Raw genomic sequence first — 12,823 nt, forward strand, 5'->3', positions numbered from 1 at the left:
CCCATAAAAAAGCCCAAGGAATTGTACTTGGGCTATATGGTATGGATTCACTAATTAATATTCACCCCAAGCGGGAGGTTTTGAAATTTATTTACATTCATCGTTACCGCAGAATTCATAAATTAAATTGGCTACAAGTCCCGTCCAACCAGTTTGATGGGAGGCTCCTACGCCACGGCCATTGTCCCCATGAAAGTATTCATAGAAAAGCACTAGATCCTCAAATTTCGGATGTTGATAGTATGTTTTATGCAGGGCATTGACGGGACGGTTACCATTTTTATCTTTTTGAAAAATAGCCACCAATCTTTTTCCCAGTTCTTGGGCCAACTCTTTTAGGTCCTTATTGTTATTGCTGCCAGTAGGATATTCCAAACGCATGTCTCCCCCGTAATAGTTGTGGTATTCCAATAGAGATTCTATGAACATGTAATTGATGGGAAACCAGATTGGTCCTCGCCAGTTGCTGTTTCCCCCAAATAGGGAAACCGTAGATTCTGCGGGTTCATAATCAATGGAATACGGTATTCCGTCAATGGTCAGTGTATAGGTCTTTTGTTCGTGTATTTTTGATAGTGCCCTGATACCATAATCACTTAAGAACTCTTTTTCATCCAATAGGGTGGTCATCAAAGTCTTTAGCCTATCCTGTGAAACCAAGGAAAGCAAAACGCCTTCTTTGTCACTGGTTTGAATAACCCGATATTTGGATTTGTACATTCGATAGTTCCGGAACCATGTCAAACTTCTTTTGAAAGTCGGTAGTTTGTCCAACGTATCTTCTGGGATCACCAATACGGCCGCTAGGGAAAGGAGCCCTACAATAGATCTAATCTTAACGGGGACATGCTCTCCGTTGGGCTTTACCAATCGGTCATAAAAGAAACCTTGCTCCTTGTCCCAGATTCCAACGCCATCATGGTTTAAATTATTAAGGGCTTCGGCGATAAATACAAAATGCCCCAAATATTTAGTGGCCATGTCTTCAAAGGACTTATCCACCAAAGAAATTTCCAAGGAGATTTCAAGCATGTTAAGACAGTACAATGCCATCCAAGCCGTACCATCTACCTGTTCCAGATAGCCTCCCCCTGGGATATCATGACTTCTATCAAAAACTCCAATATTATCCAAGCCCAAAAAGCCACCTTGGAAAACGTTGTGTTCATTAATATCTTGCTGATTGACCCACCAGGTAAAGTTAAGGGCCAATTTGTTGAAAATCCGTTTGAGAAAATCGATATCTCCTTTCCCGGTTTTCTTCTTGTCGATTTGATAGACTTTAAAGGCGGCCCAGGCCTGAACCGGAGGATTGACATCACTAAAATTCCATTCATAGGCCGGAATTTGTCCGTTTGGAGCCATATACCACTCTTTGTTGAGGAGCATGAGTTGGTTCTTGGCAAATTCTGCGTCCAAATGGGCCAAGGGTACACAATGGAAAGCAAGATCCCAGGCCGCGAACCAAGGATATTCCCAAGCATCTGGCATGGAAAGGATATCATGGGTCCTCATTGTTTTCCAGGTGCTGTTACGTCCGTTCCAACGCGATTTTGGGGGTTCCCCTGTTAGTTTATCACCGGTCAGCCATTGCTCTACGTCATAATTGTAATATTGCTTTGTCCAGAGCATACCGGCAAATGCCTGCCTTTGTATATTGCCCAGGTCTTTATCGTCTGTTTTTTTGAGATCCCTGTAGAATTCATCGGCTTGGGAAATCCGTTCTTCAAAATTGGCTTCAAAGGAGGTGTCAAAAGGATTGGAAGCTATTGCTTTTTTTGATAACCTCAAGCGTATGGTAACTTCATTCTTGCCCTTTATATTAAACTTATAATATGGGGCAAATTTGGTTCCTTCTTTTTTGCTCTCCGGTATTTTGAAATTATTGCTCACCACAGCATCGTGGAACAGGTCTTTTTTAAAAGGGTGGTCATTGGGTTTATTGTATATCTTGGCATCATTGGTCTCATTTTCAGTAAACAGGATTTTATCCGGCTTTTCATAATAAAAATGATAATCTCCAATATAGGGGTGCGTAATATCCACAGAACCGTACATTTTCCCTTGTTCATTTGCCTTGATCAATGGTTTTTTGGGCATTTCGTAAAAGCTCCAAAAATTACGGATCCATAATGTTGGGAGCACGGTAATGGGTGCCGTTTTTACACTTCTGTTGGCAATGGTTATTTTGATTAGGATGTCATCTGGGTCGGCCTTTGAATATTCTGTAAAAACGTCAAAATACTCATGTTTGTCAAATATCCCGGTATCCAGCAATTCATATTCCAATTCCCTTTTGCCACGCATCTGATTGGTGGCGACCAGATCTTTATAGGGAAAGGCCTTTTGAGGATATTTATACAAATGTTTCATATAGGAATGTGTGGGGGTATTATCCAGATAATAATACAATTCCTTTACATCCTCTCCGTGGTTGCCCTCTGGGCCGGTTAAGCCAAACAAACGTTCTTTAAGGATGTTGTCCTTGCCGTTCCATAGGGCTACACCAAAGCAAAGGTTACAATAACGGTCAGAAATACCGGCTATACCATCTTCTCCCCACCTATATACCCTTAATCTTGAATGGTCATGGGGAAAGTAATTCCAAGCATCCCCATGAACACTATAGTCCTCCCTAACGGTGCCCCACTGTCGTTCACTTAAATACGGTCCCCATTGCAACCAATCCTTTTCACCACTGTAATTCTCTTTAAGTCTTTTTTCTTCTTCTTTAATCATATAGCAACGTACTTTTCGGGGGCAGAAAATACTTATTTATCCCATAAATCCATGACAATTCTTAATTTATTATACATTTTAATCCGTATATGTTGATGTATTGAGAATTTGTCAATTTAATTCGGAAACGCTAATATAAATGAATTTTATGTTGATTGAAAGCTAAAGAAATTGGTCTGGATTAAATATCCAACTCCTTTAGAATACCTTCAGCGGACTGCGTGATCTTTTTATAACAGCCATATCCCCATCTTGCAAAAAACACAATAAATATACCCATGATGACCACATACCAGATAGGAAATGAACCTTGTTGGAATATATCCTTGCCGTTCATCAATTTTGAAAATACAGGTAGACAGGTCATCATAAAAATGAAACATAGGAAGATCCCTAATCGCTGTATAGCCAGGACCTTATTTTTTGCCTTGTTATAAGAGACCAAAGTATCCTTAATATTCTGCTCCCCAATATTTATTTTTTGAATGTTCTTCAAAGATTTGAGCGTTAATATCGGAAGGCCAATTAAAAAGGCAATTGAAAATATCCCACAAGCTTGTAAAGGCCAAGTATCCAATGTATTAAAGTTGAACAGCATATATAGGGCCGAAATAAAACAAATTACGGCACCAATAGTTTCAACCATGGAGATCGTTCTAAATTTTTTGGTAAATTTTTCCTGTGTCATGTCTAATATAATTTTATCGGTTAATTTTTTTTGATGTTCCAGTTGATCACTCATTTCGGACCATACTGACTGTATTTCTTCTAAGTCCATATTTTTATTTTTTTAAAATTTGTGATTTCAGTTTTTGTTTGATACGTGAAATTCTGGTAGCGACATTGGTCGGTGTCAAACCGGTGATCACTGAAATTTCATCGTATTGCTTGCCTTCCAATAGCAAGAGCATTATTCCTTTTTCCAAAACATTCAAATTTTGGATCTGTGTATATAACAATTTTAAGCGCTCCTCAAATACAGGATCATAGTGTTCCGTTTGTTGAAGGATCACTTGGTCTATACCCACTTCATATGGCTTTCTTTTTCTTTTATTTAATCTGGTGATAGCCGTATTCAGTGCAATACGATACATCCAGGTACTTATTTTAGCCTCGTTCCTAAACGAATCGAAGGATTTCCATAACTGGTATACAATGTCTTGGTACAGATCCTTTTGGTCATCACGGTGTTCCGTATAGAAGGTTGTTATCTTAAAAATGACCCCTTCATTTTCTTTGATCAACGTGGTAAATAGTTGTTCCTTGTCCATTTTTGACGGTGTACTTTATTTATTAGTAGCTGTAGTAGATGAATTATCACATAATTCTCAAAAAAAAAATCAAAAGCACTGCTATTTTCATCCTTCGTGAAAATTAACCAATATTTATAAGCAAATGTAATTGGTGGTCAAAGGGATACGGGGGCGGGTGTCCTCCTGTAAGTTTTTAGCGATCCAAATGGGAATAAAATGGAATATAAAAAAGGTGAACTGAAAAGCTGCCTGTTTTATAGGGTAAAGTTCTTAACAAAGGTTGTTTGTATAATGGGTGTGGACAAATAATTATTGGGTTCCAATACATCCAACTGGTGCATGTATCCCAATTGAATATTGGTCTTTGCGTTGAACTTATAACCTACCCCGGCATAGAACCAGTTTCTGGAAACGCTTTTGGGCATTAGGCTCTTGGTCTGTGGCACCCAGAGCTCATCAAAAACCTGCATAAAAATGCAATGGCTGTTCTCAAATGTTTTTATCGGAAAAACAGCAGTGATCCTATATCTGAATCTGTTGGAAAAATCGGTTCCATCCTTTATATACATAGCTGATGGGTCAAGAATAACCTTGTCTGTCCACCGATGTTCTTGTCTAAACCTATGGACCAGTTCTACCTTGCCTATGTGATCTTTTATCAATACCTGTTCCCATAAGTTATTTTCCGTTACCCCGATGGCCGGATCAGGATTGGGCCGGTTGGGCCTGTTGTCAATATAGGAATAGCCCATTACCAATTCAACATGTTTGTTTAGGTGGTAGTCCAAAGAAGGGCGTATCAGAAAGGTTGCCTGTTCGTTTAAAAACGCTCCAAATCTTTCATGGATCTCATTGGAGAGACTCCAATTTTCATTAAGATCTATTCTGTTCAGGACAGTAAACCAAGTGCTTCCTTGATCCTTGAGCACAATTTCCTGGGCATTGGTTGGCGTGACAAGAGATAGGAATAAAAAGCTAAGGGCTATGGATGCTTTTATCATGGTACTGATTGGATATTATTTTTATCTGATTTTCAAAAAACCAAGTGTCAAAATTCGCCAAAATTATGATCTTTTGTATCGATATTAAAAATTAGTCCATAGGAAATAAACTGGCATCGAGACCAGGAATAAGTCGCAACGCATTTTTGAAATATACTTTTTTGAGCACTTCATCAGGAAGACCTATCCCGTACATGGCCCAAAAGGCATGGTATTTTTTATAATAAGGGAAGTATTCATCATTGGTTTCCAACACCCTAAAATAGGTAGGGAATTCTTCAGGTTTCCAACTGTCCTTTCCAAAAAGGATCCTATCCTGATAGGTTACAAAAAACGTATGCGCATTTTGGGGCTGTCTGCCAAGTTCAGCGATAACAGCGGATATGCCCACATGCATATTGGGCATTTGATCCATTAGTTCACTTAACTTCTGTAGATCATTGGCATACCAGCCCATATGAGCTGCTATAAAGTTGGTGCTCGGGTGTTTTTTAAAGATGTGGTGCTGTTCATCAATTATTTGCTGCCAAGGCGCCGGGTCAGTATCAGACCGCTTCCTTCGGGGGTGTGTCTTTAACTCCAACCAACGTTCATTGTCACCATCAAAATCGTCCCAAAAAGGTTTGGGATCAGCGGCATGGATCAGCACGGGAATACCTAATTCCCCACATTTGGCCCAAATGGGATCTAAGCGCACATCGTCTATAGCCAAACGGTTCCCTTGGGCATCTTTATTTCTCAACCCCAGACTTTTATAAACCTTTAAACCCCTGGCCCCATTTTTTACATCCTTTTCCAATTGGGCCACCGCTCTTTTGGTCCATGCCGCATCACTGGCACCTTCAAAATCAATATTGGCAAAGACGACAAACCTGTTGGGATAGTTTTTCTCAATATTGGCAATAGCACCGATGAGTTTCTCCCCAGATCCCCCACTCAGATTTACCATAATACCTTCATTGAGGGTATCCATGGCCCTAATCAACTCTGATAAATCTTGTTCGGGCATCCGATATTGGTGGCTATGAACATCTATAAAAGGAAATTTGGCCCTTTTAACTTCATTTCCAGGGGTCACCAGCGTAGATTTAGGGTTATAGGCCTCAAAATCCATCTGTTGTGCCTGCAGGGGCAATAAAAGTAAACTTGCCAAACCAAGTGTGGCCATTATTGTTATTTTATTCATCTTCAATGATTATCGTTTGTTATTCTCCTTCGAATCTCGTTGTAACAAGGCTAGGTAATCTTCCTGGGTATCTATATCCAATGCCTTGCCATCGGGATGGATCCCAAGGTTAGAATGCATGTGTTTTTTAATTAGCTCTTTGGCCCCAAAGTCTTTGTTGAGCGCTAATAAATCGGTAAAAAATCGTTGATCAAATATGGCAGGCACCCCTTCCCTATTACCATATTTTGTGGTTATCATCCCATGGGAACCTTGTAAAAAGGCATCTATCAATTTGTTGATGTATGCCGTATCTACCAAAGGTTGGTCCGCCAGGAGGATCATGACCCCCTTGGCCCTAATTTGATTTCTTAGGATATGGTCTATCCCACAACTGATGGAAGTACCCAATCCGGACTCCCAGTCTTTATTTTCAATAAAAAGAACGTCCCTTTCATTGATTTTGGACCTTATCTCACTGGCATGGGCCCCCAAAACCACCATAATATCTGTTGCATTGGACATATTCGCCTGCTTGATGGCGTTTTCCAAAAGGGTTGCGCCTTTCCACGGCAATAGCTGCTTAATACCACCCATTCGTGAACTTTTGCCGCCAGCGAGTATCAAAATAACAATCTTTGGTGCTGTTTCCTCCATTAAGTATGAATTCCTCCTCTTTTGTCTTTAAGCATTATAGGTTCCTTGTTTCGGGTCACTGCAAGGATTTCCGCCATAATGGCTATGGCTATTTCCTGAGGGGTTTCCGCTCCAATATGTAGTCCGGCTGGCCCGTGTATCTTATCAAAAAAACTGTGGGCCACTTCAGGACAGTGTTCCAAGAGATCATTTAACAATCTCTCCCTCCGTTTGGAAGGACCCAAAAGACCTAGGTAAATGGGGTTGGTGTCCTTCAATTTTAGAAGGTAGCTTAGATCTTTGGCATAACTATGTGTCATGACCACCACAGCGGTTTGTACGTCAATGCTATCCGGGTCCAAATCCTCCGGTGAAGCATTTATAAATGCATAAGCACTGGGGAAATCAAAAATGTTCTTTTCTTCCAAAGGTGTGGCAATGACGGTAACTTCCCAACCAGCTAAGGATGCCATGGAACATAATTGAACGGCATCGTGTTCGGTCCCTATGATCATGAGTTGAAAGCAAGGCTTCATTTCTTGTTTCAAAACCTGTAACTCCCCTTTTTGCATCGGGGTAGCATCAAAGTTGTGTTGTACAGGAAATTGCTTTCCGTTACCAAAATCGATAATGGTTCCCAATCCTGTAAACTCCCCTTCACGTTTCTTATAATATGAATAAAGTGAAAAAGGGTTCCTTTTCGTGAGACAATTTGCAAAGGTTTCCAAAAATGGATCATTGGGATAAAAAGGTTCCAGAAGAATATAAAGTATCCCCTCGCATCCTAAGCGATAACGCCCGTCATAGGTGATCATTTTGGGGACATTGGTTTTAAAAACACTTTTTGCCTGTAAGACTACCTCCTTTTCCACGCAGCCACCACTTACGGCCCCTACCCTTTTATCATTTTCCAAGAGCAGCATGCTTACCCCTGGTCTTCGATAGGAAGATCCATCCAAATCAACTACTGTGGCCAAAACAGCCTTGATGCCCCCTTCTTTTGCATGTTGATATTCGTGAATGATTTTTTTAAACTCGTGTGTCATATTTAGAGCAATCTTCTTGTGGGTGTAAAGGGTACTATTTCTCCCAATTTATAGGGAACATCCTTGGGATCCAATCTAATAAATCCATCGCATTGGGCCAAACTGGTCAAATCCCCAGATCCATTTTCTGTGATCAGTCGTGCAATCAGCTGTCCATGTTCCATGATGACCTTCACCCTTAAAAACAAAGACAAATTACCCCCAACGGTTATCGGTTCATCTAAAAGTACATCAAATTTTGAATTCGGAAGGGATAAGGATCTATTTAACCAATCTTTAAAATAGACATGGTAATTCGCAAAGGTGGAGGCAGGGTTCCCGGGGAAGGAAAAAATGATGGTACCGGTCTTTTTTTGGAATCCGAACCAGAAAGGTTTGCCTGGACGCTGCAAGACCCTATGGAATATTTTTTCTACTCCCAATTCTTCCAATACCTCAGGGATATAATCAAATTTGCCTTTAGAGACCCCACCACTCAAAAGCAGTACATCGTGCTCCAGTAATGCAGCTTCAACTTCCTTTTTTATGACCTCCCTTTCATCATCCAAGTGCAATTGGGTAGGTGTTATGTGTGCTTCAATGAGGGACGCAAATAAAGAGTGAATATTTGATTTTCTTATTTGGTGCGGTAAGGGACTTACATGGACGTCCACCAGTTCATTACCGGTACTGATAATTGCTATCGTCGGGAGTTTTTTTACCAGGACAGTGACCTTCCCAACGGCAGCCAATACACCTATTTCCCCTGCTTCGATCAACCTATCCTGCTGTAGTACCACGGAGCCCTTTTTTTCATCACTTCCCTGTAGATGGATATCCTGACCTTTGACTGGTCTCTTGTGTAAAATGGCATATCCATTTTCAATGGTCAGGTGTTCATACATAACCACCGTATCCGCATTCTCTGGCATGACGGCTCCCGTCATGATTTCAACACAATGATGCTCATGGCCAAGAACCGATTTGTTAGATCCTGCAGCGACTATGGCCTCTATCTTCAATTTATGGATACCATGTTCAATGGCTTGGTAGTTTAAGGCAATACCATCTTTGGTCACCCTATCAAAAGGAGGAAAATCCCGATCTGCCTTTATATTTTCTGCCAATACCCTGCCTATTGCCCGCTGCAAGGGTACTTCTTCCGTACCATAATCCTGTTTATGGGCCAATACTTTATTGTAAGCTTCCTGAAATGTGATCATTATTACATAGTAATTTGTAGTCCATTGACGATCAAAACCCGCACCCCAACCATAAAGACCAAAGTGGCGGTGGTTAATTTAATGCCCTTTCCCGTTAGTTTGTTCAAGCTTATACGAATCCCCAATTGTCCTCCAATAAGAACGGATGCCAAAAGGGCGATACCTTCCCATAGCGGAATTTGGAACGTACCATTGGAAATAAGCCCTGCAATTCCAGAAATGGAATTCACTAAAATAAAAAAACTGGCCAAAGCCGCAATTTTTATAGATTTTTCCCAGCGCATATGGTTCAGTATGGGGGCCAAAAAAATGCCACCCCCAATGCCCACCAAGCCAGATAGCAATCCTATGGCCCCTCCCAAGATATAGGTGAGATAAGGAGGGTATTTATGCTTGATCTCTTCTTGGGTAGGAAGTTTTATGGTCTGTATGACCAGGGCCAAGGCCGATATGATCAAGGCGGCCCCTAAAATGATAAAGAATATATTTTCTTGCAATCGGAAAGAGGCTCCCAAAAATGCCAATGGAATACTGGTGACCACAAAAGGGACAAATTTTTTAAAATCCAGATACCCTCTTTGGTAATATAGCCAGCAACTACCACTGACTACAATGAGATTGCAAAGTAGTGCCGTGGTCCTGATATCAAAGAAGCTGGTAAAAACCAGGGTCAGAATGGCCAAATAACTTGAGCCGCCTCCAAAGCCAACGGAAGAATATAAAAGGGCAATCGTAAAAAAACCTAAGCAGAGCACTATGAGCTCATTGGGGTTTAAGAGCATACGGCAACATACGTGTTTATGCCCCCATGTACTGAGTATAGGGCTATTTCAGAAAATTCATTCTTTAATTGTTCCAGGGCAAGAGCACTTCGTTTACCGGATTGACAAATCAAATATATCGGTTTCTTTAGATCGATATCATCATAGCGGTCCTTTAATTCATGTAAAGGAATATGTATTGAATTCGGAATTTTATAGGCTTCAAACTCTTCTTGGGTCCTTACATCTATAATTTGAACCGTGCCCTGTGAGTTAATGAGATCTTTTAATTGGTCTACCGTAATTTCTGAAAATGGAGATGCGGACACGATACCGTAGGTATTCTTTAGTCCTATGATGTTTAAACTTTCCTCCTGAAGGGAAAAACTCATTTTCTTGATGGTTTGGTCCAAGGCATTATAAAGTAACAATTTTCCTTTCAACACCTCTCCTATTCCCGTTATCATCTTAATCGTTTCCAAGGCCTGAAAATTGCCAATGATACCCGGAAGAATTCCTAGGACTCCGTTGATATTGCAATTGGGTATTTCATCTATCGTTGGCATATTTGGAAAGAGGCATCTATAGGTAGGCCCCCCTTGGTAGTTGAATACGCTCACCTGCCCTTCAAAACCTTGTAACCCGCCATAAACAAACGGCTTGTTCAGCATTACACAGGCGTCGTTTATCAGATATCGGGTTGGAAAATTATCAGAGGCATCAATAACAATGTCGTAATCCTTTATTATATCCAACGCATTGGAAGCCATTAAAAAGGTATCATAGCCCCTTAATCTTGTGTTGGTGTTTTGGGCCTTTAATTTTTTAAAGGCCATCTCCAGTTTAGGTTTTCCTATGTCCCTTTCGGTATATAACACCTGACGGTGCAGATTGGATATAGATACAACATCTTGTTCTACCACCCCTAAGGTACCTACTCCCATAGCGTTCAAATATTGAAGCACCGGCACGCCCAAACCACCGGCACCAACAATCAGTACGCGCGCTTTCATAAGTTTCTTTTGGGCCTTGGGCCCAAACTCCTTTAGAGCGGTTTGCCTTATGTATCTATTGGGATCCAAAATTATGTCAGTTTTAATATAGCCTCTTCATATTCCTCTTTGGAATTCGCGTTCAATAAAATCTGTTCCTCTGCTGGAAATACCAAATGCACGTCCGAATTGATGAGGAATTTCCTTGGACATGTACTTGTACCGTTTATCAGATGTGTTATGGATTGTTTTAATCCTTCAATTTCCCAAATAGCGCATAAGGGCTCGGGCAATCTATTTTCTTTTCCTGCAAAGGCCGTAGCAACCTTTTTGGGGTTTCTTTCGGCAATCAATTGTTTGACTCCCTTTAAATCCATCAACGGCAGGTCACACGCCAATACCAACCAAGCAACATTGGGATACTTCTTATGGGCACTTAAAATTCCATTATAAGGGCCTCTGTGTTCGTTGTTGTCCAAGATATAATGGATACCCTTTGGCATCTCGTTCACCTGTTCGGACCGGATGCTGAGAAAGGTTTTATCACAAACTTCCTCCAACATATGGTACAGATGTTCCCTTTGGGGAAGCTCGTGATAAACGATGGCACCTTTGTCGGTACCCATTCTCATGCTTTTCCCTCCGGAGAGAACCAATCCATATATTATTTCCTTGGACATACAAGTTTTGTCTTTTGTTTATTTCTTAAAGGAAAAAATCCCTTTTGTTCAATGTTGTGCAATTATCCTCCTATTGAAGTCATGGAACTATCAAAGACAGAGGAATTATTTTTTTGGGCCTCAAATCCTGTTTTGGCCCTACTGCCTATCGCTTTTAAAATGTGCAGTTTAATGTTTTCTTCTGCATTTTCTTTTCGCAGCACCTCCCGTAGGTTCATACTGGGCTTCCCATAGAGGCAGGTGATCACGTCTCCGGTGGCGGAAATGCGCAGTCTATTGCAGGTGCCACAAAAGGTTCTGCTAAAGGACGGGATGAGACCAAAAGTCCCCTTATGTCCCCTAATCTTATAGTTGATCGAGGTTGATGTCCTGGGCGATTCCAACGCTTCAATATGGGGATAGGCCGTGGCTATATGCTTGTAAATGTTCTTATAGTCCCACTTGATGGTATTGAAAGATTTGGTACCACCATTAAAGGGCATTTCCTCTAGAAATCGGACCGCGACATCATAATGTTTCATTACATCCAGGATGGGTAGAATATCTTGGGTGTTCTGGCCATCAAGAACAATAAAATTGATCCTTACATTAAAGCCTTCGGAAATGAGTCGAATCAAATTTCCGTAAACTGTATCATATTCATTCCGCCGGGTTATGGTATCAAAGGTTTCTTTATGGATGGCATCCATACTGACATTGATATTGGTAATGCCCAACTCCTTGAGCTCATTGATATATGGGCCTATCAAGGTAGCGTTTGTGGTAATGGAAATATCTTTCAATCCTTCCAATGCGGCCATTTGTCGTAAAAGTACCATCAGATCCTTGCGAACAAAAGGCTCTCCACCTGTGATCCTTATTTTATCGATACCTTGTTTCACCATGATCTTACTAAGGGTAAATAGTTCCTCAATGGTGAAAAGTTTATCGTTCTTTGCAAAATTGATGCCTTCTGCCGGCATGCAGTAATTGCAGCGAAGATTACACCGGTCCGTGACCGCCAATCGCAGGTAGTTTATTTTTCTATTATGGTTGTCAATCAACATCTAACTACATTTATACATTCTAAACATCAGGGTTACTACAAAGATAGGCTATCCACCACTAACCGGAGGGATCAAAGCTATCTCATCGTTGGCGGTAACAGCAGTTTCGTTTTCCGCAAAGGAGCTGTTCACTGCTATGGCCAAAGAGGATAGGGAATTTAGCTTTGGATATTTCCCTCCCAAATAATCCTTCAACTCTCCTACCGTTTGGATGTTCAATGCCTTTTCCTCAGTGGAATCCAATTTGATGGAAGAACTGCCAATGATATCTTTGGTGATCCCAAATAACAATATGGTCATAC

13 protein-coding genes are annotated in these 12,823 nt (G+C 40.9%); all 13 read right to left on the reverse strand.

Translation table 11 applies throughout. The features are described 5' to 3' along the window. Positions 1-87 precede the first annotated feature (87 nt). The 13 genes from WAA86_RS03995 to WAA86_RS04055 all read right to left on the reverse strand — a co-directional run bounded on the left by WAA86_RS03995 (position 88) and on the right by WAA86_RS04055 (position 12,821). On the reverse strand, positions 88-2,739 hold the full coding sequence (locus WAA86_RS03995; protein ID WP_337299690.1) for an MGH1-like glycoside hydrolase domain-containing protein: 2,652 nt from the start codon (positions 2,737-2,739) through the stop codon (positions 88-90). 181 nt (positions 2,740-2,920) lie between these two features. After that, positions 2,921-3,517, reverse strand: coding sequence for a hypothetical protein (locus WAA86_RS04000; RefSeq protein WP_337299691.1), 597 nt, complete (start codon positions 3,515-3,517; stop codon positions 2,921-2,923). Between the two features lie 4 nt (positions 3,518-3,521). Next, the gene (locus WAA86_RS04005) at positions 3,522-4,010 is read right to left on the reverse strand and encodes an RNA polymerase sigma factor (RefSeq protein ID WP_337299692.1); all 489 of its coding nucleotides are present in this window, start codon (positions 4,008-4,010) and stop codon (positions 3,522-3,524) included. Positions 4,011-4,246: 236 nt separating this feature from the next. After that, positions 4,247-4,993, reverse strand: a complete 747-nt coding sequence (locus WAA86_RS04010; protein ID WP_337299693.1) for a DUF2490 domain-containing protein — start codon at positions 4,991-4,993, stop codon at positions 4,247-4,249. A 91-nt stretch (positions 4,994-5,084) separates the two neighbouring features. Next, positions 5,085-6,179: an amidohydrolase family protein gene (locus WAA86_RS04015; protein WP_337299694.1), complete on the reverse strand. Its 1,095-nt coding sequence runs from the start codon at positions 6,177-6,179 to the stop codon at positions 5,085-5,087. A 9-nt stretch (positions 6,180-6,188) separates the two neighbouring features. Continuing rightward, positions 6,189-6,815, reverse strand: a complete 627-nt coding sequence (locus tag WAA86_RS04020) for a nucleotidyltransferase family protein (RefSeq protein ID WP_337299695.1) — start codon at positions 6,813-6,815, stop codon at positions 6,189-6,191. Next, a complete protein-coding gene (locus WAA86_RS04025; protein ID WP_337299696.1) occupies positions 6,815-7,840 on the reverse strand; it encodes an XdhC family protein in 1,026 nt (341 codons plus the stop codon). Before WAA86_RS04025 ends, WAA86_RS04020 begins: the two co-directional genes overlap by 1 nt. A 2-nt stretch (positions 7,841-7,842) precedes the next feature. Continuing rightward, entirely contained in the window at positions 7,843-9,042 is a 1,200-nt protein-coding gene (locus WAA86_RS04030) for a molybdopterin molybdotransferase MoeA (RefSeq protein ID WP_337299697.1), read from the reverse strand. Between the two features lie 2 nt (positions 9,043-9,044). Further along, entirely contained in the window at positions 9,045-9,824 is a 780-nt protein-coding gene (locus WAA86_RS04035) for a sulfite exporter TauE/SafE family protein (protein ID WP_337299698.1), read from the reverse strand. Beyond that, positions 9,815-10,885, reverse strand: a complete 1,071-nt coding sequence (locus WAA86_RS04040; RefSeq protein WP_337299699.1) for a HesA/MoeB/ThiF family protein — start codon at positions 10,883-10,885, stop codon at positions 9,815-9,817. Before WAA86_RS04040 ends, WAA86_RS04035 begins: the two co-directional genes overlap by 10 nt. A 2-nt stretch (positions 10,886-10,887) precedes the next feature. After that, on the reverse strand, positions 10,888-11,475 hold the full coding sequence (locus WAA86_RS04045; RefSeq protein ID WP_337299700.1) for an NTP transferase domain-containing protein: 588 nt from the start codon (positions 11,473-11,475) through the stop codon (positions 10,888-10,890). Positions 11,476-11,537: 62 nt separating this feature from the next. Beyond that, complete coding sequence (gene moaA, locus WAA86_RS04050) at positions 11,538-12,521, reverse strand: GTP 3',8-cyclase MoaA (protein ID WP_337299701.1); 984 nt, start codon at positions 12,519-12,521, stop codon at positions 11,538-11,540. 48 nt (positions 12,522-12,569) lie between these two features. After that, on the reverse strand, positions 12,570-12,821 hold the full coding sequence (locus tag WAA86_RS04055) for a MoaD/ThiS family protein (RefSeq protein WP_337299702.1): 252 nt from the start codon (positions 12,819-12,821) through the stop codon (positions 12,570-12,572). Between the last annotated feature and the right edge of the window lie 2 nt (positions 12,822-12,823).

This window comes from Sediminicola sp. 1XM1-17 (assembly GCF_037203765.1).
In the GTDB taxonomy this organism is placed as follows: Bacteria; Bacteroidota; Bacteroidia; order Flavobacteriales; family Flavobacteriaceae; genus Sediminicola.